General features: G+C 55.6%; 26 protein-coding genes. 13 read left to right on the top strand and 13 right to left on the bottom strand.

The genetic code is table 11. The features are described from left to right. Positions 1 to 65 precede the first annotated feature (65 nt). Both pyrD and RT657_RS03260 read left to right on the top strand, forming a co-directional pair. Complete coding sequence (gene pyrD, locus RT657_RS03265) at positions 66 to 1,076, top strand: quinone-dependent dihydroorotate dehydrogenase (protein WP_313652465.1); 1,011 nt, start codon at positions 66 to 68, stop codon at positions 1,074 to 1,076. 153 nt (positions 1,077 to 1,229) lie between these two features. After that, positions 1,230 to 1,772, top strand: a complete 543-nt coding sequence (locus RT657_RS03260; RefSeq protein ID WP_313652464.1) for a cell division protein ZapC — start codon at positions 1,230 to 1,232, stop codon at positions 1,770 to 1,772. On the opposite strand, the gene RT657_RS03255 is transcribed toward RT657_RS03260, so the two are convergent. Further along, positions 1,773 to 2,882: a YcbX family protein gene (locus tag RT657_RS03255; protein ID WP_313652463.1), complete on the bottom strand. Its 1,110-nt coding sequence runs from the start codon at positions 2,880 to 2,882 to the stop codon at positions 1,773 to 1,775. It abuts the gene before it with no gap. Between the two features lie 111 nt (positions 2,883 to 2,993). Between RT657_RS03255 and rlmKL the strand changes: the two genes are divergently transcribed. The 6 genes from rlmKL to rmf all read left to right on the top strand — a co-directional run bounded on the left by rlmKL (position 2,994) and on the right by rmf (position 10,957). Beyond that, positions 2,994 to 5,108: a bifunctional 23S rRNA (guanine(2069)-N(7))-methyltransferase RlmK/23S rRNA (guanine(2445)-N(2))-methyltransferase RlmL gene (gene rlmKL / locus RT657_RS03250; protein WP_313652462.1), complete on the top strand. Its 2,115-nt coding sequence runs from the start codon at positions 2,994 to 2,996 to the stop codon at positions 5,106 to 5,108. Positions 5,109 to 5,114: 6 nt separating this feature from the next. Then, positions 5,115 to 7,031, top strand: a complete 1,917-nt coding sequence (locus RT657_RS03245; RefSeq protein ID WP_313652461.1) for an ABC transporter ATP-binding protein — start codon at positions 5,115 to 5,117, stop codon at positions 7,029 to 7,031. A 14-nt stretch (positions 7,032 to 7,045) separates the two neighbouring features. Then, positions 7,046 to 8,314, top strand: coding sequence for a membrane integrity-associated transporter subunit PqiA (pqiA, locus tag RT657_RS03240; RefSeq protein ID WP_313652459.1), 1,269 nt, complete (start codon positions 7,046 to 7,048; stop codon positions 8,312 to 8,314). Beyond that, the gene (gene pqiB / locus RT657_RS03235; RefSeq protein ID WP_313652457.1) at positions 8,301 to 9,944 is read left to right on the top strand and encodes an intermembrane transport protein PqiB; all 1,644 of its coding nucleotides are present in this window, start codon (positions 8,301 to 8,303) and stop codon (positions 9,942 to 9,944) included. The genes pqiA and pqiB overlap by 14 nt, the downstream gene beginning before the upstream one ends. Then, positions 9,941 to 10,510: a membrane integrity-associated transporter subunit PqiC gene (gene pqiC / locus RT657_RS03230; protein WP_313652455.1), complete on the top strand. Its 570-nt coding sequence runs from the start codon at positions 9,941 to 9,943 to the stop codon at positions 10,508 to 10,510. The genes pqiB and pqiC overlap by 4 nt, the downstream gene beginning before the upstream one ends. Before the next feature lie 279 nt (positions 10,511 to 10,789). Next, positions 10,790 to 10,957: a ribosome modulation factor gene (rmf, locus tag RT657_RS03225; RefSeq protein WP_008925875.1), complete on the top strand. Its 168-nt coding sequence runs from the start codon at positions 10,790 to 10,792 to the stop codon at positions 10,955 to 10,957. A gap of 66 nt (positions 10,958 to 11,023) precedes the next feature. On the opposite strand, the gene fabA is transcribed toward rmf, so the two are convergent. Beyond that, the gene (gene fabA / locus RT657_RS03220; protein ID WP_313652453.1) at positions 11,024 to 11,542 is read right to left on the bottom strand and encodes a bifunctional 3-hydroxydecanoyl-ACP dehydratase/trans-2-decenoyl-ACP isomerase; all 519 of its coding nucleotides are present in this window, start codon (positions 11,540 to 11,542) and stop codon (positions 11,024 to 11,026) included. 68 nt (positions 11,543 to 11,610) lie between these two features. Then, complete coding sequence (locus RT657_RS03215) at positions 11,611 to 13,479, bottom strand: Lon protease family protein (protein WP_313652452.1); 1,869 nt, start codon at positions 13,477 to 13,479, stop codon at positions 11,611 to 11,613. Between the two features lie 53 nt (positions 13,480 to 13,532). Here RT657_RS03215 and matP point away from each other — a divergent pair, with 53 nt between their 5' ends. Continuing rightward, positions 13,533 to 14,000 (top strand): macrodomain Ter protein MatP, encoded by a 468-nt coding sequence (gene matP, locus RT657_RS03210; protein ID WP_313652450.1) that lies wholly within the window; start codon positions 13,533 to 13,535, stop codon positions 13,998 to 14,000. Positions 14,001 to 14,096: 96 nt separating this feature from the next. On the opposite strand, the gene ompA is transcribed toward matP, so the two are convergent. After that, complete coding sequence (gene ompA, locus RT657_RS03205) at positions 14,097 to 15,167, bottom strand: porin OmpA (RefSeq protein WP_313652448.1); 1,071 nt, start codon at positions 15,165 to 15,167, stop codon at positions 14,097 to 14,099. A 351-nt stretch (positions 15,168 to 15,518) separates the two neighbouring features. Beyond that, positions 15,519 to 16,010, bottom strand: coding sequence for an SOS-induced cell division inhibitor SulA (sulA, locus tag RT657_RS03200; protein ID WP_313652447.1), 492 nt, complete (start codon positions 16,008 to 16,010; stop codon positions 15,519 to 15,521). 210 nt (positions 16,011 to 16,220) lie between these two features. Here sulA and RT657_RS03195 point away from each other — a divergent pair, with 210 nt between their 5' ends. Continuing rightward, entirely contained in the window at positions 16,221 to 16,850 is a 630-nt protein-coding gene (locus RT657_RS03195; RefSeq protein ID WP_313652446.1) for a TfoX/Sxy family DNA transformation protein, read from the top strand. On the opposite strand, the gene yccS is transcribed toward RT657_RS03195, so the two are convergent. Together yccS and RT657_RS03185 are read right to left on the bottom strand one after the other, a co-directional pair. Next, positions 16,802 to 19,006, bottom strand: coding sequence for a YccS family putative transporter (gene yccS, locus RT657_RS03190; protein ID WP_313652703.1), 2,205 nt, complete (start codon positions 19,004 to 19,006; stop codon positions 16,802 to 16,804). The two genes, RT657_RS03195 and yccS, sit on opposite strands and share 49 nt — an antisense overlap. Then, entirely contained in the window at positions 18,990 to 19,430 is a 441-nt protein-coding gene (locus RT657_RS03185; RefSeq protein WP_313652445.1) for a YccF domain-containing protein, read from the bottom strand. The genes yccS and RT657_RS03185 overlap by 17 nt, the downstream gene beginning before the upstream one ends. Before the next feature lie 123 nt (positions 19,431 to 19,553). Between RT657_RS03185 and helD the strand changes: the two genes are divergently transcribed. After that, complete coding sequence (gene helD / locus RT657_RS03180) at positions 19,554 to 21,608, top strand: DNA helicase IV (RefSeq protein WP_313652444.1); 2,055 nt, start codon at positions 19,554 to 19,556, stop codon at positions 21,606 to 21,608. A 1-nt stretch (position 21,609) separates the two neighbouring features. On the opposite strand, the gene mgsA is transcribed toward helD, so the two are convergent. Further along, positions 21,610 to 22,068, bottom strand: coding sequence for a methylglyoxal synthase (gene mgsA / locus RT657_RS03175; RefSeq protein WP_313652443.1), 459 nt, complete (start codon positions 22,066 to 22,068; stop codon positions 21,610 to 21,612). A gap of 67 nt (positions 22,069 to 22,135) precedes the next feature. Next, entirely contained in the window at positions 22,136 to 22,777 is a 642-nt protein-coding gene (locus tag RT657_RS03170) for a DUF2057 family protein (protein ID WP_313652441.1), read from the bottom strand. Between the two features lie 175 nt (positions 22,778 to 22,952). Here RT657_RS03170 and RT657_RS03165 point away from each other — a divergent pair, with 175 nt between their 5' ends. Next, a complete protein-coding gene (locus tag RT657_RS03165) occupies positions 22,953 to 23,366 on the top strand; it encodes a CoA-binding protein (RefSeq protein ID WP_313652439.1) in 414 nt (137 codons plus the stop codon). Positions 23,367 to 23,401: 35 nt separating this feature from the next. On the opposite strand, the gene hspQ is transcribed toward RT657_RS03165, so the two are convergent. Then, complete coding sequence (hspQ, locus tag RT657_RS03160; RefSeq protein ID WP_313652437.1) at positions 23,402 to 23,719, bottom strand: heat shock protein HspQ; 318 nt, start codon at positions 23,717 to 23,719, stop codon at positions 23,402 to 23,404. 59 nt (positions 23,720 to 23,778) lie between these two features. After that, complete coding sequence (gene rlmI / locus RT657_RS03155; RefSeq protein ID WP_313652436.1) at positions 23,779 to 24,969, bottom strand: 23S rRNA (cytosine(1962)-C(5))-methyltransferase RlmI; 1,191 nt, start codon at positions 24,967 to 24,969, stop codon at positions 23,779 to 23,781. 85 nt (positions 24,970 to 25,054) lie between these two features. Between rlmI and yccX the strand changes: the two genes are divergently transcribed. Then, positions 25,055 to 25,333, top strand: a complete 279-nt coding sequence (gene yccX, locus RT657_RS03150; RefSeq protein WP_313652435.1) for an acylphosphatase — start codon at positions 25,055 to 25,057, stop codon at positions 25,331 to 25,333. On the opposite strand, the gene RT657_RS03145 is transcribed toward yccX, so the two are convergent. Together RT657_RS03145 and yccA are read right to left on the bottom strand one after the other, a co-directional pair. After that, a complete protein-coding gene (locus RT657_RS03145; RefSeq protein ID WP_111141657.1) occupies positions 25,334 to 25,660 on the bottom strand; it encodes a TusE/DsrC/DsvC family sulfur relay protein in 327 nt (108 codons plus the stop codon). 103 nt (positions 25,661 to 25,763) lie between these two features. After that, the gene (gene yccA / locus RT657_RS03140; RefSeq protein WP_313652433.1) at positions 25,764 to 26,417 is read right to left on the bottom strand and encodes an FtsH protease modulator YccA; all 654 of its coding nucleotides are present in this window, start codon (positions 26,415 to 26,417) and stop codon (positions 25,764 to 25,766) included. Between the last annotated feature and the right edge of the window lie 253 nt (positions 26,418 to 26,670).

Here is a 26,670-nt window from a genome sequence, read left to right as displayed (position 1 = left end):
CCATTCTGGCGCACAATTTCCCGTGCACCGACTTTAACGATTGCTTCCGTCTTTCAGGAGAGTGCATGTTTTATCCTATTGTCCGACCGGCGCTGTTCAGACTCGACCCCGAGCGCGCGCACGAACTTACCTTTCAGCAACTGCGCTTCATGAACGGCACGCCGCTGGATCTCTTCTACCGCCAGAATCTTCCGTCGCGCCCCGTCACCTGTATGGGTCTGACCTTTAAAAATGCGCTTGGCCTGGCTGCGGGTCTGGATAAGAATGCCGAATGCATTGATGCCTTTGCGGCGATGGGCTTTGGTTTTGTTGAAGTCGGCACCGTTACGCCACGCGCGCAGGCGGGAAATGACAAGCCACGAATGTTTCGGCTGGTCGAAGCGGGCGGCATTATCAACCGGATGGGGTTTAATAATCTCGGCGTCGATCATCTGGTCGAAAATGTGAAGAAAGCGCGTTTTGACGGCGTGCTGGGTATCAATATTGGCAAAAATAAAGACACGCCGGTCGAGCAGGGAAAAGAGGATTACCTGATCTGTATGGAGAAGGTCTATGCCCACGCCGGTTATATCGCCATCAATATCTCCTCGCCCAACACGCCAGGCCTGCGTTCGCTGCAATATGGCGAGGCACTCGACGATCTGCTCGCATCCATTAAAAAGAAACAAAAAGAGCTGGAGCAGCGTCATCTTAAATATGTGCCGGTGGCCGTAAAAATTGCGCCCGATCTTTCGGAAGAGGAGTTAATTCAGGTGGCGGACAGCTTAGTCCGTCATCAGATCGACGGCGTGATTGCCTGTAACACCACGCTGGACCGTTCGCTGGTGAGCGGTCTCAGATATGCGCAGGAAGAGGGGGGGCTGAGCGGACGGCCAGTCCAGTCGCGCAGCACCGCGGTCATTCAGCGCCTCTCGCAGGAACTGCAGGGCCGTCTGCCGATTATCGGCGTGGGAGGTATTGACTCGCTGACCGCCGCGCGGGAAAAAATTGCCGCAGGCGCAACGCTGGTTCAGGTTTATTCAGGCTTTATTTATCAGGGGCCAGGATTAATTAAAGACATCGTGACTCATCTCTAAGACAATTCTCACAATGACCGGCCAGGGGGTTTATTTCTCCCCCTGGCTCGTTTATATTTTGTCCTGCTGCACGCTTTTTCAGCTTTTTCCTTATATTTCTTTTTCGCTGAATTCTGCGCGATGTCTGGCGCAGCCGTAAATACAGGGCACAGGATGAACATTAAACCCGACGATAACTGGCGCTGGTATTATGACAGTGGTCACGACCGAATGATGCTCGATCTGGCTGACGGAATGCTTTTTCGTTCCCGTTATTCCCGCAAGATGCTGACGCCGGATGCTTTCAGTGACACCGGTTTTTGTGTTGATGATGCCGCCCTCTACTACACCTTTGACGAAACCTGCCGGCAGTGCAGACTCAGTGGCAGCCATCGTGCAGAGCTGGTGCTGAATGCGCTGGTCGCCGCCCGCTTCCTGAAACCGCTGATGCCAAAAAGCTGGCACTTTGCCGCGTACGCTCCGGCAATGCAGCCGTGTGCCGGTGAAATGGTGCAGGTCACGCTGGCCGACGAGGGCGAGCAGGTCCGTTTGCTGGTGGTGGAAAGCGGCAATAACGCCGCGCTCTGTCTGCTGGCGCAGCCAGGGTTAACGCTGGCGGGAAAAAACATGGTGCTCGGCGATGCCATTAAGGTAATGAACGATCGCCTGCAGCCCTGGTATGAGGATGCCGCGCCGCGCTACGCCCGGGCGGTCTGATTATCGCAGTTCGATGTCGCCCGCCGGAATGCAGCTACAGCTCAGCAGCGTGCCATCCGGACGCACGACGCCCTGTTTTAATGCTTTCACTTCACCTGCCTCAAGATTCAGCCGGCAACTGCCGCAGATTCCCGCCCGACAGGAGTAGGGGATGCGGAAGCCCTGCATTTCCAGCTGATCCAGCAGCACCTGCTGATTATCGCCGGTAAACGACTGCCCCTGAAAGGTGATGGTCACGGCGTGAAGTGCCTGACGTTCGGGTTGTAACTTTTCCACCACATCGCCCGCGCCGTATGCGCGCGGCGCGCAGCGTTTCAGGATCTGCATTTTATCACCGGCACGTACCACACCGCTGTTACGTGCCACCAGGTTAAGACCAAAATCGATATCACCGCTGCCATCCTGAGCGGTACGAAACGTCTGCAGCGTCGCCAGCGGATAACTGTCAGGATGTTTGCGTCCACTTTCAGGACTCACTGTTGTCAGCACACAGCGGCTGCAGGGTTTCGTTACCTCAAAGACCACGTCGCCAATCTGTATCTCCGCCCAGCTGTCTTCGTCCCAGGCGGGCGCGCCGCTGACGACCAGATTCGGCCGGAACTGCTCAATGCGCACGCTGGCCGGACAGCGCTGCTGCAGATCGTGCAGCGAGGCGTTGTTGACCAGCAAAAACGGGAAGCCATCGGCGAAGCTGAGCGGAATATGTTCCCAGGCTTTTACCCGGCGGGTAGGTTGCGGGCCGATCCAGCGCAGCTCGACTGCGCGTGGAAAGAACTGACTCAGCCACTGATTAATCGCCGCCGGGGCGATGCGCGCGGTAAAACGGTTACCCCAGACTTCAGTAGGCTGCGCCTGATCGGCAAAATCGCTGAAGCGGATGAGAGCGTGACTGCCATCGGGAGCGGTCAGCGACAGGCCATCCGGTAACAGTGCGGGCGTAAAGCGCACCATCTCCGGATACTGTCGCGCAGTAATAAAGGTGCCGTCGGTTTCTGTCACCATAAACAACCGATCAAAGGCCAGCCCGCTGTCAGAGACCTGTGCATGCGACAGTGCCAGCCCCCGCATCGATTTTACCGGGTGAATGAATAAGCGGGAAAGCGTGATCATGGTGTTCTCCTTGAAACCCGACGCGCAACACAAAAGAAGCTAACTTTATGACATAGGTCTCCGATTCGCTATAATGCGCGACAATTTTCTCAAGAGTTAAAAAGTGACGATATGAATTCTCTGTTTGCCAGCACGGCGCGTGGGCTCGAAGAGCTGTTAAAAAGTGAGCTGGACGCGCTGGGCGCGCAGGATTTGCACGTGGTGCAGGGCGGCGTTCACTACGAAGCCGACGATCGCGTCATGTACCAGAGCCTGATGTGGAGCCGTTTAGCATCACGCATCCTGTTGCCGCTGGGAGAGTTCGGCGTCTACAGCGATCTCGATCTCTATCTGGGTGTGCAGAGCGTGGACTGGCCAGCCCTGTTCAGCAATGACAAAACCTTTGTCGTGCATTTCAGTGGCACCAACGAATCTATCCGTAACAGCCAGTTTGGTGCGCTGAAAGTAAAAGATGCGATTGTGGACAGCTTTACCCGTCAGAATCTTGAACGACCCGACGTCGACCGCGAGCAGGCTGATATCCGTATCAATGTCTGGCTGAACGGTGACCGCGCCAGCCTCGCGCTGGATCTTAGCGGCAGCTCACTGCATCAGCGTGGCTATCGTCAGCAGACCGGCCAGGCGCCGCTGAAAGAGAACCTGGCGGCGGCGATTGTCCTGCGTTCCGGCTGGGAACCTTCCACGCCGCTGATCGACCCGATGTGTGGTTCGGGTACGCTGCTGATTGAAGCCGCGCTGATCGCCAGCGATCGCGCACCGGGCCTGCTGCGCAAACACTGGGGCTTCACCGCCTGGAACCGCTTCGATGCGGCGCTGTGGCAGGCGGTCAAAACCGAGGCGCAGAGCCGTGCGCGGGCTGGTACCGCCGCCACCCAGGCGCGCTTCTTCGGCTATGACAATAATGGCCGAGTGCTGGAGTGGGCGCAGGCGAACGCCCGCCGTGCCGGCGTCTTTGACCTGTTCACGTTCGCGCAGCAGGATCTGCTGAAGCTGACCAATCCGGTCGATGCCTCCGTTCACGGCACGGTGCTGAGCAACCCGCCTTACGGTGAACGTCTGGAAAGCGAGCCTGCTCTGATAGCCCTGCATAGCCAGCTCGGACGTCTGATGAAGCAGCACTTCGGCGGCTGGAATCTCTCCCTGTTCAGCGCCTCACCAGAGCTGCTGAGCTGCCTGCAACTGCGTGCCGACCGCCAGTTTAAAGCGAAAAACGGCCCGCTGGATTGCGTGCAGAAAAATTATCAGCTGGCGGTTAACAGCAGCGAGAATGCCGGACAAATTGCGGAAGACTACGCTAACCGTCTGCGTAAAAATGTTAAGAAGCTGGAGAAGTGGGCGCGACAGGAAGGCATTGATTGTTACCGTATTTACGATGCCGATCTGCCAGACTACAACGTTGCGGTTGACCGCTATGCGGACTGGGTGGTAATTCAGGAGTACGCGCCACCGAAAACCATCGACCCCAATAAAGCGCGTCAGCGTCTGTTCGACGTGATCAGCGCGACGCTGAGCGTGCTGCAGCTGCCTGCCGATCGTCTGATTATGAAAACGCGCGAACGTCAGAAAGGCAAAGCGCAGTATCAGAAGCTCAACGAGAAAGGCGACTACTTTGAAGTTAAAGAGTTTAATGCGCGCTTCTGGGTGAACCTGACCGATTATCTCGACACCGGTCTGTTCCTCGATCATCGCATCGCCCGTAAAATGCTCGGTCAGATGAGCAAGGGCAAAGATTTCCTCAACCTGTTTGCCTACACCGGCTCCGCCAGCGTGCACGCTGGTCTGGGTGGTGCGCGGTCGACCACTACCGTCGATATGTCGCGAACCTATCTGGAGTGGGCGGAGCGCAACCTGCGCCTCAATGGCCTGACCGGGCGTCAGCACCGTCTGATGCAGGCAGACTGTCTGAGCTGGCTGAACGAAAGTGACGAGAACTTTGACCTGATCTTTATTGATCCGCCAACCTTCTCCAACTCAAAACGTATGGAAGAGAGCTTCGACGTCCAGCGCGATCATCTCATGCTGATGCGTAACCTGAAGCGTCTGCTGCGTCGCGGCGGCACCATCATGTTCTCCAACAACAAACGCGGTTTTAAAATGGACATGGATGGCCTGAAAGCTCTGGGCCTGCAGGCGCAGGATATTACCCAGAAAACACAGTCGCAGGACTTCGCACGTAACCGTCAGATTCACAACTGCTGGCTCATCACCCATGCCGGTAAGGAATAAGATTACATGTCATTAATCAGTATACACGGTGCCTATCTCTCGTTCAGCGATGCGCCGCTGTTAGACAACACCGAACTGCATATCGAAGAGAACGAGCGCGTCTGTCTGGTAGGCCGTAACGGTGCGGGAAAATCCACGCTGATGAAAATCATCAATGGCGAACAGCCGCTGGATGATGGCCGCATTATTTATGAAACCGATCTGGTGGTGGCGCGTCTGCAGCAGGATCCGCCGCGCAATATTACCGGTTCGGTCTATGACTTCGTGGCCGAGGGCGTGGAAGAGCAGGCTGAGCATCTTAAAGCCTATCACGCCATTTCCCATGTGGTAATGGAAGATCCCAGCGATAAAAATCTCAATGAGATGGCGCGCCTGCAGAGCATTCTCGACCATCATAATCTGTGGCAGCTGGAGAGCCGCATCAACGATGTGCTGGAGCAGATTGGCCTGAAGCCCGATACTGAGCTGTCGTCGCTCTCTGGCGGCTGGCTGCGTAAAGCGGCGCTGGGCCGGGCGCTGGTGAGTAACCCGCGCGTCCTGATGCTGGATGAACCGACTAACCACCTGGATATCGAAACCATCAACTGGCTGGAGACCTTCCTGAAGAGCTTCAGCGGCAGCATCGTCTTTATTTCGCATGACCGTTCATTCATTCGCAATATGGCGACGCGCATTGTTGATCTCGACCGTGGCAAGCTGGTCTCGTGGCCGGGTAATTACGACCTCTATCTGGAAGGCAAAGAGGAAGCGCTGCGCGTTGAAGAGATGCAGAACGCGGAGTTTGACCGCAAGCTGGCGCAGGAAGAGGTCTGGATCCGTCAGGGCATCAAAGCGCGCCGTACCCGTAATGAAGGTCGGGTGCGTGCGCTGAAAGCGTTGCGTCGTGAGCACTCCGAACGTCGCGAAGTGATGGGTAAAGCCAACATGCAGGTGGGTGAAGCCTCCCGCTCCGGTAAGATCGTCTTTGAACTGGAAAATGTCGACTACGCGGTAGAGGGTAAAACGCTGGTGAAGGATTTCTCTGCGCAGGTGCTGCGTGGCGACAAGATAGCGTTGATCGGTCCTAACGGCTGCGGTAAAACCACGCTGCTGCGACTGATGCTGCAGCAGCTGAAAGCCGATCATGGACGCGTGCACGCCGGCACCAAACTGGAAGTGGCCTACTTCGACCAGCATCGCGCCGAACTGGACCCGGATCGCACCGTGATGGACAACCTGGCAGAAGGCAAGCAGGAGGTCATGGTCAACGGTAAGCCGCGCCACGTGCTGGGCTATCTGCAGGACTTCCTGTTCCATCCCAAGCGTGCCATGACGCCGGTGCGTGCTCTTTCGGGCGGCGAGCGTAACCGCCTGCTGCTGGCGCGTCTGTTCCTGCGTCCCAGCAACCTGATGATTCTGGATGAACCGACCAACGACCTTGACGTTGAAACGCTGGAGCTGCTGGAAGAGCTGATCGCCGGCTATCAGGGCACTGTGTTGCTGGTCAGCCACGACCGTCAGTTTGTCGATAACACGGTCACCGAGTGCTGGATTTTCGAAGGCAACGGTGAGATCGGCACCTTCGTTGGCGGCTATCACGATGCGCAGCAGCAGCGCGCCGCTTACCAGCAGCACCGCACTGTGGCACCGGCTAAAGCCGCTGCATCCTCCGCTAAGCCCGCTGCTGAAAAAAGTGAAGTTAAGCGTAGCGCGAATAAACTCAGCTACAATCTGACGCGTGAGTTGGAACAGTTGCCGCAAAAACTGGAGCAGCTGGAAGCCCGCATCGGTGAACTGCAGACGAAAATGAGTCATCCGGACTTCTTCAGTCAGGCACACGATCAGACACAACCAGTGCTGGATGAGCTGGCTCAGACCGAGCAGGAGCTGGAAACCGCTTTTGCACGCTGGGAAGAGCTGGAATCGCTGAAAAACGGCGCGTAAGGCGGGGTGAACGGATGTGTTCAGCAGTGAAAAATAACGCGTGGATGCTCTGTCCACAGTGCGATTTAATGATTAAGCTGCCGGATATTCCCGTCGGCAGCCGTGCCTCATGCCCGCGCTGCCACACCACGCTGACGGCCAGCTGGCACGAACCGCGTAAACGGCCCACGGGCTATGCGCTGGCGGCGCTGTTTATGCTGCTGCTGGCGAATCTGTTTCCTTTTATCTCCATGAAAGTGGCGGGCCTGACCAGTCAGATTACGCTGGCGCAGATCCCCAAAGTCATGGTGTCAGAGGATTACAGTAGCCTGGCGACGCTTTTCCTGCTGTTTGTGCAGGCGGTACCGGCCTTTTGCATGATCACCATTATCCTGCTGGTTAACCCGATTCCGCTGCCTGTCTCCCTCAGGGTCGGGCTGGCACGCATTCTGTTCCGGTTGCGAAACTGGGGCATGGCAGAAATTTTTATGGCTGGCGTGCTGGTCAGTTTCGTCAAGCTGATGGCCTACGGCGAGATCGGCCTGGAAACCAGTTTCTGGCCCTGGGTGCTGTTCTGCCTGCTGCAGCTGCGGGCTTTCCAGTGCGTTGACCGCCGCGAGTTGTGGGACAGGCTTTTACCTCAGCCCGCCTTGCCCCATCTGCCTGAAGCGGGCATCAGCGGACTGGAGCAGGGGCTGCGCTCCTGTCCCTGCTGTACGGCTATCCAGCCCGCTGAAGCGCCTGTCTGTACGCGCTGCGGCGTCACTGCTCAGGCGCGCCGCAAGCATAGTCTGCAGTGGACGCTGGCGCTGCTGATGACATCCGTCTTGATCTATATCCCGGCGAACCTGATGCCGATCATGGTGACGGAAACGCTCGGCACCGCCTATCCTTCCAATATTATGGCGGGCGTCATTCTGCTATGGGGGGAGGGCTCCTATCCGGTGGCGCTGGTCATCTTTATTGCCAGCATCATGGTGCCCTCACTAAAAATGGTGGCGATCGGCTGGCTCTGCTGGGATGCCAGTGGGCGAGGCCGGCGCGACAGTCACAGAATGCACAAAATTTATGAGGTGGTGGAGTTTGTTGGCCGCTGGTCGATGATCGACGTGTTTGTGATTGCCGTGCTCTCTGCGCTGGTGCGTATGGGGCAGTTAATGAATGTGTATCCCGCGTGGGGAGCGGTGCTGTTTGCGATGGTCGTGATAATCACTATGATCGCGGCCATGACCTTTGACCCGCGATTGCTCTGGGATCGTGTACGCGAAAATAACAGGAAGGAGTCGCGCCTTGACGGAAACTAATCACGGCCATGCAAAGGTGGAGCAGATCAAACGCTGGTCTCCAGTCTGGATTGTCCCCATCGTTACCTTATTAATCGGCGGATGGATCCTCTTCTATCATTTCAGCCATCAGGGCCCGGAAGTGACCTTAATCACTGAAAACGCTGAGGGCATCGTAGCCGGCAAAACTACGATCAAAAGCCGCAGTGTGGATGTGGGTGTGGTGGAAAGCGCGGTGTTAAGCGACGACCTTCACCATGTGGAAATTAAAGCGCGCCTGAATGCGGGCATGGAAAAACTGCTGCACAGCGACAGCGTTTTCTGGGTAGTCAAACCGCAGGTGGGGCGTGAAGGCATCAGCGGTCTGGGTACGCTGTTGTCAGGTGCCTATATCGAACTTCAGCCAGGCACTAAAGCGCAGGCACCGGAGCAGTTTAAACTGCTGGATTCGCCGCCGTTAGCGCCACCGGATGCCAAAGGGATCCGCATCGTGCTCGACAGCAAAAAAGCCGGTCAGCTCAATCCGGGTGACCCGGTACTCTTCCGCGGCTATCGCGTCGGCACGGTTGAAACCAGCGTTTTCGACACCGATAAACGCATGATGACTTATCAGCTGTTTGTTGCGGCGCCTTACGATCGACTGATTACCACCAATGTGCGTTTCTGGAAGGACAGCGGTATCGCTGTGGATATGTCCGCTTCCGGCATGCGGGTAGAGATGGGCTCGCTGACGACGCTGTTCAGCGGCGGCGTCAGTTTTGACGTACCGGATGGCTGGGAACTGGGTGAGCCTGCGCAGAATAAGTCAGATTATCATCTCTTTGACGATCAGCGCAGCATCCAGGAATCGCTTTATACCAACCATGTCGACTACGTGATGTTCTTCTCGGACTCCATCCGTGGCCTGCAGGCCGGCGCACCGGTTGAGTTCCGCGGCATTCGTCTGGGTACGGTCGCAGAGGCACCGCTGAGAAAGGCGGGGCTGGACCAGGCGCTGAACAACGACTATCGCGTACCGGTGCTGATCCGTATTGAGCCGGATCGCTTTATCAACCGGCTGGGTGAGAATTTCAATCTGCAACAGCATCTGCAGGATGGTAAGAAGCGTGGCCTGCGCGGCACGCTGAAAACCGGTAACCTGCTCTCGGGTGCGCTCTATGTCGACCTTGACTTCTATGATAATGCACCAGCCTATAAAGGGCCGCAGAAAGTGTCAGGCTATGAGGTGATCCCAACGGTCAGCGGTGGCCTGAGCCAGATTCAGCAGAAACTGATGGCGGCGCTGGATAAGATCAACAGCCTGCCGCTGAACGGCATGGTCAATGAAGCGACGGGTACGCTGAAAGAGAGCCAGAAAACGATGCGCGATCTGCAGCGCACCATCGACAACATCAATAAAGTGACCGGCAGCCCGGCCATGAAAACGTTGCCTGACGATCTGCAGCAGACGCTGCGTGAACTGAATCGCAGCATGAAAGGTCTGCAACCCGGCTCACCGGCTTACACTAAGCTGGTCGGCGATATGCAGCGACTGGATCAGGTACTGCGTGAGCTGCAGCCGGTATTGAGAACGCTTAACACCAAGAGCAACGCGCTGGTATTCGAGGCGAAACCGGGACAGGATCCCCAGCCGAAGAGGGCAAAACAGTGAAGAAAGGATTGATACTTTCTGCGGCGCTGGTGTTGAGCGCGTGCAGCAGCAGCGTTAAAGATACCTGGTATCAGCTGCCCTCCGGGGCGGCCTCCATGCAGGTCAGCAGCAGTCAGCTGACCGAAGCCGAGCCGATGCTGTGGGTGCAGCAGGTGACGGTGCCGGACTACCTGGCCGGTAACGGCCTGGTTTATCAGACCAGCGACGTTAAATATGTCATCGCCGCCAACAATCTCTGGGCCAGCCCGCTCGACCAGCAGCTCCAGCAGACGCTGATTACTAACCTCAGTAAGGCGCTGCCGGGCCGGCTGGTGGCAGGGTCGCCATTAGGTGCGCAACACGACACGCTGAACGTGACCGTGACCGGTTTCCAGGGACGCTACGATGGCAAAGCGATTGTCAGCGGCGAATGGACGCTGGAACATCAGGGCAGGCTGACCAAACAGGCCTTTAACGTGGTACTGCCGCAGACCGAAGATGGCTATGACGCAATGGTCAGAACACTGGCCGTCGGCTGGCAGCAGACGGCACAGAAAATTGCCAACAGTGTGGCTGCGTTAAATTAAGATTAATGTGAATAAATAAGCTAAGCCCCTGAGCGATGGTCGCGATTTAACGACCAGGCTCAGGGGCTTTTTTATTAGCTTAATCAGAAGGATACTGCTGTCGGTCACATCACAATCTGCCAATAATTTTACCGAATAAGGTCACATTTATGACAGGTGGATGAAGATTGGGCATTGATCTTTGCGTGCGCAGGGGGTAGAACATAAAGGTGGTTGAACATTAATTCACCACTTTTCTTTCCACCAGATTCCACAGACCTTACATGAGGGACACGGAGTATGAAGAGACAGAAACGAGACCGCCTCGAACGCGCCCATTCACGTGGTTATCAGGCAGGCATTACTGGACGCTCAAAAGAGATGTGTCCGTATCAGTTGATTGACGCTAAGTCTCACTGGTTGGGAGGTTGGCGACAGGCCATGGAGGACAGGTCGGTCGCTGCATAACCGGCTGTCACTGAAAAGGGAAATAACCTCCGCCATGCGCGGAGGTTTTTGTTTCCGGGGAAACGCTTAGAAAGCCGATGCGTCTTTGAACAGGCCGACTTTAAGATCGCTGGCGGTGTAGATCAGATTGCCGTCAACCAGTACTTCGCCATCTGCCACGCCCATCACCAGTTTACGGTTGATAACGCGTTTGAAGTGAATGCGATAGGTGACTTTCTTCGCATCCGGCAGAACCTGACCGGTGAATTTTACTTCGCCCACGCCCAGCGCACGGCCTTTACCTTCGCCGCCCAGCCAGCCAAGATAGAAACCGACCAGCTGCCACATTGCATCCAGGCCCAGACAGCCTGGCATCACCGGGTCGCCGATAAAGTGGCAGCCGAAGAACCAGAGATCAGGATTGATATCCAGCTCCGCTTCAACAAAGCCTTTGTCATATTTGCCGCCGTCTTCGGTCATTTTGACCACGCGGTCCATCATCAGCATGTTGCCAGATGGAAGCGGCGGACCATTTTCGCCAAACAGTTCACCACGACCTGACAGGATCAGATCTTCTTTGGTATAGGATTCGCGTTTATCTACCATGTTTTCAATAAGCCTTGTTTTAGTGAATCACGAATATTAGCGAACAGTTGTACGCTGAGCAAATCAGATTACCGGTGGTTAAACCAGTTAAGCCAGCGCAGCGCCCAGGGACGTGGCGGAACTTCCGGCTGATTGAACTGGCTGATGCGTTCCTGGATGCTATTCAGCAGGCAATCGCCCAGGCCATCTTCGGTACTCCAGATTTTACCGGTGAGCAGCGGCAGCGCCTCGTCGGCGCGATCGATCGCCCAGATATGGAAACGCCCCTGTTCAACCGCACTGACCACCGCCTGGTTCAGACTGAGATGGCGCACATTGCACGCGGGAATAATGACACCCTGCTGACCCGTCAGTTCCCGCTGGTGGCAGATATCGAAGAAACCTTCGATCTTCTCGTTCAGGCCGCCGACCGGCTGGACGTTGCCAAACTGATCGACCGATCCGGTCACGGCAATCTGCTGATTGATCGGCTGGTTAGCCAGCGCGCTGATCAGGGCACAGAGTTCTGCCAGTGATGCACTGTCACCATCCACCTCGGAATAGGACTGCTCGAAAACCATTGAGGCTGAGAAGGGGAGTTGCTGATCAAGTTCCAGCTCAGCGATCAGGTAAGCCTGCATAATCATCATGCCTTTCGCATGAATGTTACCGCCCAGCTCAGCCTTTCGCTCGATGTCCATGAATTCACCATCGCCGGGGTGCACCACGCAGGTAATCCGCGAAGGATCGCCCCACGCACGGGGATGGCCAGGATATTCGACAACCGACAGACCATTAATCTGGCCGACCACTTCGCCTTCAGTTTCTATCAGAACCTGGCGCAGCAGGATCTCATCACGCATCCGCTCATTGAGATAGTTCTCGCGCCACAGGCGTGCTTCCAGCGCATCACGCAGCGCTTCACCATTCAGTGCATCGCCCATTAGCGCAGACTCACGCATCTGCCGTTGCAGCCAGCGGGGACAGAGTGGCAGCGTTTCCTGGTCGCCGCTGTAGCGAACGCCCTCTTTGATCAGCTCCGGCCAGAAGTCCGCCTCCGGCTGGGGCAGACCCGCCTGCTGCGCCAGGTCAGCATTCCAGCGACACCAGGCCAGCATGTCATCCTCATCCAGAATCTGAATGTTCTCTTCAAATTCAGTATAGATAGCCATCTCATGCGCTTCAGGATCAAGTTCCTGAAACGCGGCCAGCGTCTCACGGTCGCCACACAGGACCAGATTGAGTCTGAGGGGTAAAGGTGGAATCGACACCGGCAGCGGCCGGCGTTCATCCTGAGAGGTCCACTCAGCATAACCCTGTTCAATACACTTTTTCAGGCGTAACCAGAGAATCGGCTGCGCGATCAGGCTCTGCAGTGACAGCAGCAGCGTGCCACCATTTGCCTGATGAATCAGTCCCGGCTCCAGCTGAATCCGATCTTTATACTGGCGCACGCAGCCAAACAACTGCTCCATTTCAACCCACTCGGCAAAATGAATGCCGCCCTGGCTGGTGAAGGGACGCTGGGGATCGGAAGGAGGCTGAAGCGTGACATTGTCTGCCATGATATGGTAGTCACCGCCCCACAGCGTGCTGCTGTCGGTCATGACCCGCTGTGCGGCCTGGGCAATGAGTGCCAGATAATCGCGATTCTCCTGGCTGCGCACCAGCAGCAACGGGAATCCCTGTGTCTGGTGATGTAAATGCGCCAGCGCATTCAGCAACCGGGGCTGCACCGTTGCCAGAGCATCAGTTTCTTCATCAGCAATTCGGGAGAAAACGGATTGGTACTGCGCGCTATCCGGCTGTAAGGTCTGCCACGTAAGTTGGGTGCTGGTCAAAATAATCGCATTTGTCTGTTTGAAGAAAAGCGGGATTATACAGGATTCACCTTTGTTAAGCACTGCAGACTTCCCGTCGGAGATGTGATGACGACAGCATGTTTTTCGTTGCTGCATCCGGGAAAAAAGCTGTTATTCTTAGCTCGTTACGTGATCACGATGAGATTCCGATGAAATACCAGCAACTCGAAAATCTTGAAAGTGGATGGAAGTGGAAATACCTGGTGAAAAAACATCGGGAAGGTGAACTGATCACGCGTCACCTTGAATTGAGTGCGGCGCAGGCAGCGGTCGATAAACTGCTGGCGATGGAGAACAATCCGGTATCGGTGAATGACTGGATTGCGGAACATATTCACGCCGATCTCGATAACCGGCTTAAGCAGACCATACGTGCCCGGCGTAAACGTCATTTTAACGCTGAACATCAGCATACCCGTAAAAAGTCGATCGACCTGGAGTACCTGGTCTGGCAGCGACTGGCGGGATTGGCGCAACGGCGCGGCTGTACCCTTTCGGAAACGATCGTTCAGCTGATTGAAGATGCCGAACGCAAAGAGAAGTATGCCACACAGATGTCGAGTCTGAAGCAGGATTTGCAGGCTATCCTGGGTAAATCGGGAACGGAAAACGACTGACCGGGCAGGGCATCAACCTGAACCTGAACCCTGAACAACGTTGATATCAGACATAAAAAAACCCCGCCGTGGCGGGGTTTTTTATGACGCTTTAGCTTAAGCCTGTGGCTGAGTTACAACGTCTTTGATGCCTTTAACATCGATTTCTACGCGACGGTCCGGAGACAGGCAGTCGATCAGGGCGTTACGGCCTTTCACGCTGTCACAGGTGTTGCCGGTAACTGGGTTAGATTTACCCATGCCACGTGCAGAGATCTTGTTAGAAGGGATGCCTTTAGAAACCAGGTAATCTACGACTGACTGAGCACGTTTCTCAGACAGTTTCTGGTTGTACTGCTCTGAACCGATACGGTCGGTGAAGCCCAGTACGACAACGGAACCATCTTTAGGATCCATTGAGCTCAGCTGGCTGTACAGCTGATCCAGAGCCTGCTGGCCTTCTGGCTTCAGGGTAGATTTGTTGAAGGTGAACAGAACGTCAGACTTCAGAGTGAAACGCTTAGTTTCAACAACTGGAGCTGGTGCTGGAGCCGGAGCTGGAGCTGGCGCCGCGACGTCATCCTGACCGAAGCGGTATGAAACGCCTACGCTCAGCATGCCGTTGTCTGGACGTGTACCAACGGTCTGTGCATCACCGATGTTGTTAACCCACTGGTAGTCCAGACGGGTAGCCCAGTTTTTGGTCAGCGCATATTCAACACCAACAGCTGCCAGCGGAGAAACGCCGGTGTCGTGGTCGCTGATGCGGCCAGTAGTTGGGTTGGTCTGCGTTGAATCTGCACGCCATACCATGCCGCCCAGACGGGTGTAAACGTCCAGATCGTCATAAATTGGGTAGCTCAGTTTAGCAGCCAGCTGGATGCCCTGTGCTTTGAACGCGCCGTTGGTCACATTGCCTTTGTTTGGCATGCGGCCCAGCCAGTCATAGCCCATCTCGAAGCCCAAGTATGGGTTTGCCTGATAACCAACGAACGCACCTGCGCCCAGCTGGCTTTCATGAGTTGGACCGTCATTGTTTTCGTAACCATTACCGTAGTAGCCAGTGTCGTGATACTGAGACCAGCCCAGTTTAGCACCGGTGTACCAGGTGTCATCTTTAGGGGCGGCCTGCGCTACGGTAGCGAAGCCAGCCAGTGCCACTGCAATTGCGATAGCTGTCTTTTTCATTTTGCGCCTCGTTATCATCCAAATAGGCAATGAGCAAAAAGGTTGCTCTTGGTTTAAATCCTTCGCCGGGTCAAAACGCTCGCTTATGACTCTACCGCAAAAAAACGGAGGTTATTGAGCACCCTGGCGAGATAAAGTCTACAACGAGATTGGAAACTTACAAGTATGATGTGAGGCACGACTGTAAAAAAACAGCGGTTTATACACAAATTCTAACAATTAGCCTGGTAGTATTGTCGCGGCAAAAAGCCCTGAAAACATGCTAAACCATTGTCAATACTCGAACTAACAGAATCAGTGGTTTAGCGGCGACAGATAAGAAAAATAGCTTGAGAAACTTCTGATTTTTACTTAATGAAACAAATCCGACTGAATTTTTATGGCTGATTGCGGTCTGAGTGGCGCTTCATGCGTTCCACTTGCACGCAAAATCAACCCCATCGCTTCACCCTCCGCCGCCGCATTTTCGAGTTGACGACGCTCATCTTCATCAAGCTCGTAAGGAATCCAGGCCAGAACGACACTGTAATTTCCTGTTCGCAGCGCCTTGACCATCGCTTCCACCGCATTCAGGCGTTCAGAATCAGCAATATGCATGCTTTTATCGAGCGGCAGTCCCGATGCCTGAAGCCAGCTGCGATTCAGTTTATGTGCCGGTGTTAACCAGAGCTGCCAGCGTGATTGCTGACTCAGTTGCTGTAACAAAGGCAGCAGTAACATCTGCATCATTCCAGGCTGCTCGCTATAGCGTAGTTCAGTGATGCCACCGGGCTGAGAAGCCGACAGAGATGAGGAGGCATAATGATGAGCATAGCGTGCATTATCAGGATGTTGTGTTCGCATAAGGTAATCACCAGCAGTGGACTGTATGAATATACAGTACTGTCATCCTGGATAAAGATCAACCCAAATTTCTGAAAACGCCTCGCAAAAACGCGACAACCTGCGGTGAAGCCCTATTTATTCATTGAACCTGTAGTCGCTTTTTTCTATCTTCTAATTGCCTGATACCCAAAGCAATTTACAAGATATCCCTGACATGGAGGTGGTGTGATGAAAAAGGTGAATCCGGTTGTAGAGCGCTCCTGTGCGCACCTGGCGCCTTTGGGCGCGATAGAGTCCCGTACCCAGTTCGGTGGCTATGCGCTGGCGGTTGAAAATGTGGTCTTCGCCCTGATCAATAAAGATGAGCTTTACCTGCGTGCCAGTGAGTCTCTGCGGCAATATCTCACTGAGCGTCCCCTTCAGCCCCTGATCTTTCGCAAGCGCGGTAAGCTGGTCAGCCTTAATTATTTTCGGGTCGATGAAACGTTATGGCACGATGCTGAACATCTGCTGGCGCTCTCGGCTGCCTCATTAGAAACGGCGCAACTGGAGCTGGAAGATCGGCAGGCTTCTCCGCGATTAAAAGACCTGCCTAATCTCAGCGTGCGTATGGAGATGATGCTCTATGAGGCGGGTGTTCTGAGTGTTGATCATCTCTATCAGATGGGAGCCAAACGCTGCTGGCTGAAGCTTAAAGCGATCAATCAGCACGTTGGTTTCCAGACCCTGCTGGCGCTGCAGGGGGCCATTACGGGGCATCATGCCGCTGCGCTACCGCAGGCTACCCGGGCCGAGCTGAACGCCTGGTTTCAGCGCACACTGTTATCCAGCGCCGATCCCAGAAGCGGCGAAGGCTGATCGGTAATCAGCGTGCGGCGCAGGCGAGCGATCTCAGGCATCAATGCTACCAGTAAACCGAGTTGCTGGAGCACCAGCGGCGCACGCATATCCGCATGTGCGGCCAGCTGGCTGATTCGCTGAGCCAGCTGATGACGCATTGTTTCAGCCTGTTCATCACTGACCACATCCGTCTGAAGGACATCTTCAACATAGCAGACGGTGTCATCCAGTAATGTCAGCAACTCCGGCGCCGTAATTCTATCGCGATGTGCGCCCAGCGCCGAGATGTAACTCAGGAAAGAGTGATTAGAGCAGAGCAGCTGAAAAGCTGATTCGCGCATCTTCTGGCTGGTGCGACTCTCGCTGCTCATGTTTGACACCACCGAGGCCAGTTCAGCATCTGCATTATGGGCGTCACGCCGGGCGATGCGATAAGCCAGCCGGTTGTCTTTGCCCTGATGGTATTGCTCCATAATCGCGTCCAGATAGCGGCAGTTGGCTTTCAGCGTCCGTTCTGCCACTGCCGGTAGCTGACGAAAACGCCAATCTGGCCAGATGAACGCGACCGCCAGCCAGGCGAGACCACAGCCGAGTAATGTATCCACGACCCGGGGCAGCGCGACTTCAAATCCTTCCCCCAGAAGGTTAAAGCAGAGCAGAACCAGCAGGGTAATAAACAGGGTGGCTTGGGCATACTGGACCTGACGGAAAGCAAAAAAGAGGACGCCGGAAATCACCACCAGAATTAATTGGCCCTCAGTAGAGGGGACCAGCCATAGCACGGGGAGACCAATCGCAATTCCGGCCAGCGTTCCGCCAATACGTAATGCCAGCCTTCGCTGCGTGGCATTGTAGTTGGGCTGGCAGACAAACAGGCTGGTCAGCAGAATCCAGTATCCCCGTTCCAAACCAGTGAGTTGAATAAAACCGTAGCCGATGCAGAGCACGACTGACATACGCACCGCATGCCGGAATAGCGCAGAGGTGGGGGAGAGATGGCGGCTGAAGCGCAGCCGGATATCACTCCAGCCGCTCAAACCCTCCCGTGACAGCAGATTATCACTGTGCTGGGGATCGTCACCGGCCAGCGTCTGCTCTGATTCAATCGACGCCAGCTGTGCATCAATGGCGCGCAGATTGCGCAACAGCCAGAACAGCGCTCCCGTATGGGCGGCTTCAGGTTCATGCTGTGCCAGACGTTCAATCGCCTTTTGCAGACGTTCAAAGGCGCGCTCAAACCGGCTGTCATGGACCCATCGTTCGCGCATCAGAATGCAGTGCGCCAGCTGACGGCAGGCCTGAGCCTGCATATTGAGGAGGCGCTGAAAGCGAAACAGAATTTCGTTATAGCGCCAGTCGCCGCGCAGCAGATGATACTGCAGATGAGAAGAGCTGGCTCGCTCGTGAATATCCTGCGCGACAAAGTAGTAGTGCAGGCTGCGGCGGGTGCCGCGCGAACCGCGATCGCCACGCAGACGGCTCTGCAATGTGGTTTTGGTCAGGTTAAGCTGGGCCACAAGCTGGCTGTTAACCATCGCCGCATCAATAAACGCAGCATCATCCTGATCGCCGGCATCCGGATCGAACAGGTTTGCCTTGGCATCCAGATAACGTGCCAGTTGTGAAAAACTGCCCGCCAGCTGCTCCTGGACCGGCCGGACAGGAAACATCAGATGACCCAGCAACGTCAGCAGGTTGTACCACAGCGCGCCCAGCAGCAGCAGCATCGGCTGCATATACCACTGGCTGAACAGGCCGATCCCGAGCATGGTATAGACAGCAATCAGCAGCGCACCGAAGGCGATGGTGGCGTAGCGCTGGCCAAGCGCACCCAGCAGAATAAAGCCCCAGGTGGAGATCGCCAGACCGGCAATAAACGCCAGGGGATAAGGAAAAAGCAACTCGACAGACACTGAGGCGATGCAGAAGCAGAGCAACGTAATCAGCAGATTTTTCAGGCGGCCGGTCAGCCGATCGTCGAGATCGGCCAGTGCCGCCGCGACGACTCCCAGCGTCAGCGGAATAGTCCATTCGATCTGCTGCAGCCACCAGGGGATTGCTGCACAGCCGCTCAGCGCGAACAAAATCCGCAGCAGATATCGCCAGGTACTGTTAAAGAGATACTTCCGCCAGCCCGGCAGGGTCGATGACATCATATTAATAGCGGCGGGCATTGGCTTCGCGCGCTGCACGTGCCTCTTCCACCGACACCACCCGGCGGCCGACCGGCCAGAGCGCGATGGCGGCGATCTTAAAGTTAGCAATCCCAACCGGAATGCCGATGATGCTGAGACATTGCACGATGCCCACAGAAATATGAGAAAGACAGAGCCACCAGCCGAAGAAAATCAGCCAGAAAATATTCAGAAAGGTACCGCCGGTGTTCATGATGGCGCTTTTACTCTCGGGACGCAGCACATCAACATGCACCGCCTCGTTACCAAACGGCAGCAGCGAGATTTTGGTGATTTCCCAACAGGAGCGCGTCAGCGGCAGGGTAAAGACCAGCACGATGCTGACCAGGGTGGCAAACAGCCAGCTCAGGGTGGTGAAAAAGCCACCCAGAACAAAATTCAGGATATTTAAAACGGTGCGCATGATCTTCTTTTCCTTTTGCATTCCGCAAGATGTGACGCCAAGTTTAGCCTGTTTTAAGGCTGGAGCGCCAAGAGTCTGGCAGGTAAACTCCCCTGAATCCTATTCTCTGACGTTGGTGTCGGCGTGGAACTGAAAGCAACTTCAATGGGCAAAAGGCTTGCCCAGCATCCTTATAATCGTGTCCGTCTGCTGACGGCGGGCGTCGAAGTCAGTGGCGATAAGCACGAGTATCTGATCCCCTTTAACCAGCTACTGGATATCGCCTGCAAGCGCGGACTGGTATGGGGCGAGCTGGAGTTTTTACTGGCGGATGAAAAAGTGGTGCGGCTGCACGGAACGGAATGGCAGGAGACGCAGCGTTTTCACCACTATCTGATGCAGGCCTGGCAGCGCTGGAGTCTGGAGATGAGCGCGGTGTGCCGTGAGGTGCTTCAGGCCCTGAGCGATGAGATTCGGCTCTTCAGCGGGCAGGACCGCTGGCTGAATCGCCACGAGCTGCGGGGGCTGAAAAGCCGCATCCTCAACCAGTTCGATGCTTTGCCCCTGCCGCTTGCCCGCCTCAACGCGTTTGCTGACTGCCGTGATAACCTGGCGTTCTGTCAGCAGTGGCTGGAGCAGGGCGAGGCGGCCCTGCTCCGGCGTAATCGCGACTGGACTTCGGCCATGCTGAGCCGCTATCAGAGCTTCTTCGCCAGCGTCGAAAGCACGCCACTCAATCCGTCACAGTGTGAGGCGGTCGTGAATGGTGAGGATTCCCTGCTGGTGCTGGCGGGCGCAGGCAGCGGAAAAACCTCGGTGCTGGTCGCGCGGGCGGGCTGGCTGATGCAGCGTAATCTGGCCAGCGCCGGACAGATCCTGCTGCTGGCCTTTGGCCGGGAAGCCGCCGAAGAGATGAATGCACGTATTCAGTCGCGGCTGTCGGCCAGTGAGATTCAGGCGAGAACCTTTCATTCGCTGGCCTTGCACATTATTCGCGAAGGCAGCAGCAAACAGCCGGTTGTCAGCCAGCTGGAGAGTGATGCCGATGCGCGTCGAGCCCTGCTGATTGAGACGTGGCGGCAGCAATGCCACGAGAAAAAGTCTCAGGCCAACGGCTGGCGTCAGTGGCTGCGCGACGAACTGGCGTGGGAGGTGCCGGAGGGCGCTTTCTGGGAGGATGACAGGCTGGCAAAACGCCTGTCATCGCGGCTGGAACGCTGGCTTGGCCTGATGCGCATGCATGGCGGTGCCCAGGCCGCCATGATTGCAGAGGTGCCGGAGGCGATCCGGGAGCAATTCAGCAAACGGATTAAACTGATGGCGCCGTTGCTGAAAGCCTGGAAAAACGCGCTGAAAGAGGAAGGGGCAGTTGATTTTTCCGGCCTGATTCATCAGGCGATCGCCATTCTGGACAAAGGGCGATTCATCAGCCCGTGGAAACACATTCTGGTGGATGAGTTCCAGGATATTTCGCCTCAGCGCGCCGCACTGCTCAGCGCCCTGCGCCAGCAAAATAAGCGCACTGCACTCTTTGCGGTCGGCGACGACTGGCAGGCCATCTACCGCTTCAGCGGTGCAGAGATGACGCTGACCACAGCGTTTCACCACTATTTTGGTGAGGGCGATCGCTGTGTGCTGGATACAACTTATCGGTTTAACGATCGCATCGGTGATATCGCCAACCGGTTTATCCAGCAGAACCCCCAGCAGCTGGCAAAACCGCTCAACAGCATTACAAAAGGCAATAAAAAGTCGATTGCATTGCTGGCAGAGGATCAGCTGGAAGCGTTGCTGAATAAACTCAGCGGCTACGCGAAGCCGGATGAACGGATCCTGCTGCTGGCGCGTTATCACTATCTGCGTCCTGACTTACTGGATAAAGCCCGGACCCGCTGGCCAAAACTCAATCTGACCTTTATGACAATTCATGCCAGCAAAGGTCAGCAGGCGGACTACGTCATTCTGCTGGGACTGAGACAGGGTAAAGAGGGGTTTCCGGCAGAGGTGCGCGAGTCCGTGATCGAACAGGGTCTGTTGCCGCAGCCTGAGGCGTTTCCGGATGCGGAAGAGCGCCGTCTGGCTTATGTGGCGCTGACGCGCGCGCGCCAGCAGGTCTTTCTGATGTTCGATAAAGCCGCGCCGTCACCCTTTGCTGACCATTTCCGCGAGCTGGGTGTGCCGGTGCTGCGTAAAGCCTGAGTTACTTCAGACGATCGGCCAGATAGCGCGCATAGTCCGGAATCTGGATGTCGACGGATTGTGCAAAGAGAGGGGACCGGATAATAAAGTCAGCCGTGGAGCGGTTCGTGGCGACAGGTATATTCCAGACCGTCGCCAGACGCAGCAGGGCTTTCACATCCGGATCGTGAGGCACCGCATTCAGCGGGTCCCAGAAAAAAATCAGCGCATCGATCTTTCCTTCTGAAATCAGCGCGCCAACCTGCTGGTCGCCGCCCATCGGGCCGCTCAGCATGGCGGTCACATTCAGACCGGTATCGCGGTTGATCAGATTTCCAGTCGTGCCGGTAGCATAAAGGTGATGAGGTTCCAGCGCAGGCTGATTCTGTTTTACCCAGTCCAGCAGAGCGGCTTTGCAGTGGTCATGGGCGACCAGGGCGATATGTTTTTTGATGCCAAGAGTGCGAATAGTCTGTTCCATCGAAGCGTCCTCATACGCCTGTCTGCAGGCGGAAAATCATGAGTTTACCTCTGGTTTTTCAGCACTATCAACTCGTACGTAACATTTTGACCAGCGCCAGGAATTGCTGACGGGTAGCTTCGTCAAAGCGCTGGAACCAGCGGTGCAGCGAAGGCAGTTCTGCCTGGGTTGTCCAGTCCAGATCGGCGGTGTACTGCACGGAAGAGGGGGTATCAACGGCGGTGTGTGCAAAACGGGGCACTGAGGCGATCTGACGGGTGCGATTGTAGTTCAGCATCGCCTTTTCCATATCCGGGAGGGCCGTTGCGGGCAGATGATCACGCACGCTGCTGATCTCGAGGCCTTTTTCATCGACCAGCTGAAAATTCAGGCTGCGATCGAAATGAACACGCTCGCGCTTTGTTTCCAGAGCCGGCAGCCGGATAGTCAGGGTTTTGGCAGCGGCGGTGAAAGTGACGATCATCGGCAGCGACTGCCAGGCGATCAGGTGATCTTTATGGCCTTTGTGCTGCTGCTCGATCCGAAACAGAAACTGATGCTGACCGCGTTCCAGCTCCAGGCTGTCTGCACCTTTAAGCAGTGAACCTGAAATTTTTCGGCCATCCAGCACCAGCAGATCAATCTGAGGATCAAGCTTCAATGTGATGGCAGAACAGGACGCCGACACGAGGATAGACAGTAACCCCGTGACAGCCAGCGACAGCTTCATTTCAACTCCGATAACCAGTAACAGAAAGAATATGTGTAGCAAATTTTTACATTATGGCAGTTAATTTACATTTAAACATATTTATTCGTGCGCGAGCTCAATAAATTTTGAGAGCGCCTTACCCGACAGGAGGCGCACGCATCTACACTCAACTCTGGCCTGAAAGGAGATAAACATGAACGACCAGACCATTCGTGATGTGCTGACGCGCACGCAACGTATCGCCTTAGTCGGGGCAAGCGATCGTCCCGAGCGTCCCAGCTTTGGTGTAATGAAATATCTGCTCGATCAGGGCTATGAGGTCATTCCGGTCAGTCCAAAACTGGCTGGCAAAACGCTGCTGGGACAGCAGGCCTACGCCACGCTGGCGGATGTGCCAGGCGAGATTGATATGGTGGATGTGTTTCGCAACGCTGAAGCCGCGTGGGGGGTGGCGCAGGATGCCATTGCGGCCGGGGCAAAAACATTGTGGCTGCAACTGGGTGTGATCAATGAGCAGGCGGCAGTGCTGGCTCAGGATGCCGGGCTGACGGTGATTATGGATCGCTGTCCGAAAATTGAAATCCCGCGTCTGGGGATCACGCGCTAAAAAGCAGATGTGGCGGCAGAGGGTGCCGCCACAGATTAGTGCCGCAGATGCGGCGCCTGAAGCTGCTGTCGCACTGACGCGGCCAGCTCATCCATCGAAGGCTGTTCGGGATGTTCCACGCTGGTTTCGCCTGAAAGCTGAATCTCAGCCACATAGGTATGCACCTGATCGCCTTCTTCATCTTCCATCACGACGTGATACCAGGGCGCAGTTCGCATCTTCTCTTCCGCACCCACGTCTTCGATTTTAGGCTCATCCAGTGAGTATTCAGCATCGACATCGACAATAACGCCCAGTACGCCGGACAGACGATGACGAACCTGCTGACCAATACCAAATTTACTGGCAATCATAGTGACCTCCGAAAAAAACATGCTCCTTTCAATATGGGGGCAGGCGCTGATTTTTCAAGTCACATCACACGACAGGCAAAACCTTTCAGGTAAAGGCCTTCCGGATAGCTGGCGATCACCGGGTGATCGGCGGCCTGACGGAACTGTTCGATGAACTGAATATCACGACCGGCATCGAGCGCAGCATCGGCAATAATTTTCTGGAACAGTTCGGTCGCCATCAGACCAGAGCAGGAGAACGTCATCAAAATACCGCCCGGATTCAGCAACTGGATGGCCAGCATATTGATATCTTTATAGCCGCGGCAGGCACCCATTAACTGGCTTTTGTTTTCAACGAACTTAGGCGGATCCATGATGATCAGATCAAATTTTTCACCGCTGTCCCGATAACGGCGCAGCAGCTTGAAGACGTCATCACGCTCAAAGCGCGCGCGGGAGAGATCCAGCTCGTTCAGCTCTACGTTCTGGCGTGCAACGTCCAGCGCTTCCTGAGAGGTGTCGACGCTGATCACTTCTTTGCAGCCGCCCATCAGGGCAGAAACAGCGAATCCACCAGTATAAGAGAAGCAGTTCAGCACACGAGCATCCTGCGCATAGCGGCGCGTGGCCAGACGGCTGTCCCGCTGATCCAGGTAATAACCGGTTTTATGTCCGCCCTGGATATCGACCAGCAGCTTCATGCCATGTTCGGTAATCGGCAGCAGCGGCGGCGGCAATTCACCCGTTACCGTACCCTGCGCCAGCGCCAGACCCTCTTTCTTACGCACGGCGACGTCAGAACGGTCATAGATGGCGCAACCCGGGAAACAGTGCTGCAGGGCGGTGATAATGGCCGCTCGCTGATATTCTGCGCCTGCGGAGAGCAGCTGCAGGACTAAAAAGTTGCCAAAGCGGTCGATCGTGACGCCCGGTAAACCGTCAGACTCTCCGGCGATCAGGCGATAGCTGTCCAGACCATCACGGGCCGCCAGCCAGGTGCGCCACTGCTGTGCCTGCTCAAAACGGCGGACAAAGAAGGCGATATCGATGGATTCATCGGCCTGCCAGCTCCAGACGCGGGCGCGAATCTGCGACGCGGGTGAATACGCGGCGCGTGCCAGCCACTTACCGTTGCTGTCACAGACATCGATGGTTTCACCCAGTTGCGCTTTGCCTTCCAGCCGCGCAACGGCGCCGGAAAAGACCCATGGATGGCGACGGAGCAGGGACTTTTCACGTCCCTTTGCGAGAATCAATCTGACTGTCATAGTTTGCTATGCTTACCTGAAAAAAAGAGGCGCCATTGTCCGGTGGATAACGGGAAATTGCAACGAACAGCAGCAGGAGAGAATCATGTCAGCTACCGGTTTTAAGGCCTGGGTGCATGGCCGCGTGCAGGGTGTCGGGTTCCGTTACAGCACCCAGGCGGAAGCGAGAACGCTGGGGGTACTGGGTTATGCCCGGAATCTGGACGATGGCAGCGTGGAGGTCATGGCCTGGGGTGAGGCAGAGCAGGTTGATGCACTGCTCGCCTGGCTTAAAGCGGGCGGGCCCCGCAGTGCGCGGGTCGATCAGGTGCTGGTAGAGCCGCATCAGCCTGCGGAGCCGCCGCGCGATTTCCGCATCAGTTAACTACAGACATTTAGCCGGTTTAGGCAGGCCGGCAATTTTGGTTGCCTGCTTAGCCGGTCCCTCTGGAAACAGACGGAACAGATAGCGACTGTTGCCTTTCTCCTCGCCATATTTCTGTGCCATCGCTTTCACCAGCATCCGCACGGCCGGCGACGTATTGTATTCAAGATAAAACGCGCGCACAAAATGAACCACTTCCCAGTGCGCCTCCGTCATGGCGAGACCTTCCTGTTGGGCGATCTGCGCCGCCAGCGCTTCACTCCAGTCGCCGGGATGCTTCAGGTAGCCTTCGGCATCGACGGCGATTTCGTTACCGTTAAAATTCACGTGACATCCTCTTGGTTGATGACGGCGCAGTTTATCAAACCTTACGGTCAGAAAAAGCAAAAACCCCGCCGGAGCGGGGTTTTGTCGTGTAGCAAAGCGCGCATCAGTTACTGCGGGCGAATCCCAGCAGGCTAAGCAGGCTGACAAAGATGTTGTAGAGCGAAACATAGAGGCTGACCGTTGCACGGATATAGTTAGTTTCACCCCCGTGAATGATATTGCTGGTTTCCCACAGAATCGCACCGGCTGAAAAGAGGATAAACAAGGCGCTGATTGCCAGATGTAACGCAGGCAGCTGCAGGAAGATATTTGCGATCACTGCGACCAGCAGCACGACAAAGCCAGCCATCATCATGCCGCCCAGGAAAGACATGTCACGACGGGTTGTCAGCACATAGGCTGAACAGCAGAAGAAGACCAGGGCCGTTCCACCCAGCGCCAGCGCGATGACATCACCCATGCCCGCGGTTAAGAATGCGCTGAGGATAGGGCCCAGGCAGTAACCCAGAAAACCGGTGAAAGCAAAGGCGGCCAGAATGCCCATCGGGCTGTTAGCAAGACGGTAAGTTAAGAACATCAGTCCATAAAAGCCGACCAGCATCAGGATCAGTCCTGGTGCTGGCAGGGCGAGCAGGGTGCTGGCGGTTGCCGTCACCGCTGAAAAGGCCAGCGTCAGGCCAAGCAGAAAATAGGTATTGCGCAGAACCCGATGCGTTGACAGCAGTGAGGACTGCGATGAGGTGACAATTCTTTCCATGTTGCGCTCCTTTAAGCAGAACAGCAGTTATGCGCTGAGAATACGCAGGCCATAAAAGCGGGAAAAGGCGTTTTACCCTTCTTTACGCGTTAAACTGCTAATTGTTTGAGCGGAGTGGCGATTTTCGCAGCGAAAAATCACAATCTGACTGTTTTTCAGGCGAACAGACAGAATCATGCTTTACATCGCGAAACGGGGTGTTTATAGTGCGCGTCATTGCGGAGGGGTGGCCGAGTGGCTTAAGGCAGCGGTC

It is taken from the genome of Pantoea sp. (assembly GCF_032114055.1).
GTDB lineage: Bacteria > Pseudomonadota > Gammaproteobacteria > Enterobacterales > Enterobacteriaceae > Pantoea.
The sequence above is the reverse complement of the archived record's forward strand: the minus strand, read 5'-3'. Positions and strand labels throughout refer to the sequence as shown.

What these genes read in the sequence shown, in the direction of transcription:
- pyrD (WP_313652465.1), top strand. Translation starts at nt 66, where the DNA reads ATGTTTTATCCTATTGTCCGACCGGCGCTGTTCAGACTCGACCCCGAG.
- RT657_RS03260 (WP_313652464.1), top strand. Translation starts at nt 1,230, where the DNA reads ATGAACATTAAACCCGACGATAACTGGCGCTGGTATTATGACAGTGGT.
- RT657_RS03255 (WP_313652463.1), bottom strand. Translation starts at nt 2,882, where the DNA reads ATGATCACGCTTTCCCGCTTATTCATTCACCCGGTAAAATCGATGCGG.
- rlmKL (WP_313652462.1), top strand. Translation starts at nt 2,994, where the DNA reads ATGAATTCTCTGTTTGCCAGCACGGCGCGTGGGCTCGAAGAGCTGTTA.
- RT657_RS03245 (WP_313652461.1), top strand. Translation starts at nt 5,115, where the DNA reads ATGTCATTAATCAGTATACACGGTGCCTATCTCTCGTTCAGCGATGCG.
- pqiA (WP_313652459.1), top strand. Translation starts at nt 7,046, where the DNA reads ATGTGTTCAGCAGTGAAAAATAACGCGTGGATGCTCTGTCCACAGTGC.
- rmf (WP_008925875.1), top strand. Translation starts at nt 10,790, where the DNA reads ATGAAGAGACAGAAACGAGACCGCCTCGAACGCGCCCATTCACGTGGT.
- fabA (WP_313652453.1), bottom strand. Translation starts at nt 11,542, where the DNA reads ATGGTAGATAAACGCGAATCCTATACCAAAGAAGATCTGATCCTGTCA.
- RT657_RS03215 (WP_313652452.1), bottom strand. Translation starts at nt 13,479, where the DNA reads ATGCAGCAACGAAAAACATGCTGTCGTCATCACATCTCCGACGGGAAG.
- matP (WP_313652450.1), top strand. Translation starts at nt 13,533, where the DNA reads ATGAAATACCAGCAACTCGAAAATCTTGAAAGTGGATGGAAGTGGAAA.
- ompA (WP_313652448.1), bottom strand. Translation starts at nt 15,167, where the DNA reads ATGAAAAAGACAGCTATCGCAATTGCAGTGGCACTGGCTGGCTTCGCT.
- sulA (WP_313652447.1), bottom strand. Translation starts at nt 16,010, where the DNA reads ATGCGAACACAACATCCTGATAATGCACGCTATGCTCATCATTATGCC.
- RT657_RS03195 (WP_313652446.1), top strand. Translation starts at nt 16,221, where the DNA reads ATGAAAAAGGTGAATCCGGTTGTAGAGCGCTCCTGTGCGCACCTGGCG.
- yccS (WP_313652703.1), bottom strand. Translation starts at nt 19,006, where the DNA reads ATGCCCGCCGCTATTAATATGATGTCATCGACCCTGCCGGGCTGGCGG.
- RT657_RS03185 (WP_313652445.1), bottom strand. Translation starts at nt 19,430, where the DNA reads ATGCGCACCGTTTTAAATATCCTGAATTTTGTTCTGGGTGGCTTTTTC.
- mgsA (WP_313652443.1), bottom strand. Translation starts at nt 22,068, where the DNA reads ATGGAACAGACTATTCGCACTCTTGGCATCAAAAAACATATCGCCCTG.
- RT657_RS03170 (WP_313652441.1), bottom strand. Translation starts at nt 22,777, where the DNA reads ATGAAGCTGTCGCTGGCTGTCACGGGGTTACTGTCTATCCTCGTGTCG.
- RT657_RS03165 (WP_313652439.1), top strand. Translation starts at nt 22,953, where the DNA reads ATGAACGACCAGACCATTCGTGATGTGCTGACGCGCACGCAACGTATC.
- hspQ (WP_313652437.1), bottom strand. Translation starts at nt 23,719, where the DNA reads ATGATTGCCAGTAAATTTGGTATTGGTCAGCAGGTTCGTCATCGTCTG.
- rlmI (WP_313652436.1), bottom strand. Translation starts at nt 24,969, where the DNA reads ATGACAGTCAGATTGATTCTCGCAAAGGGACGTGAAAAGTCCCTGCTC.
- yccX (WP_313652435.1), top strand. Translation starts at nt 25,055, where the DNA reads ATGTCAGCTACCGGTTTTAAGGCCTGGGTGCATGGCCGCGTGCAGGGT.
- yccA (WP_313652433.1), bottom strand. Translation starts at nt 26,417, where the DNA reads ATGGAAAGAATTGTCACCTCATCGCAGTCCTCACTGCTGTCAACGCAT.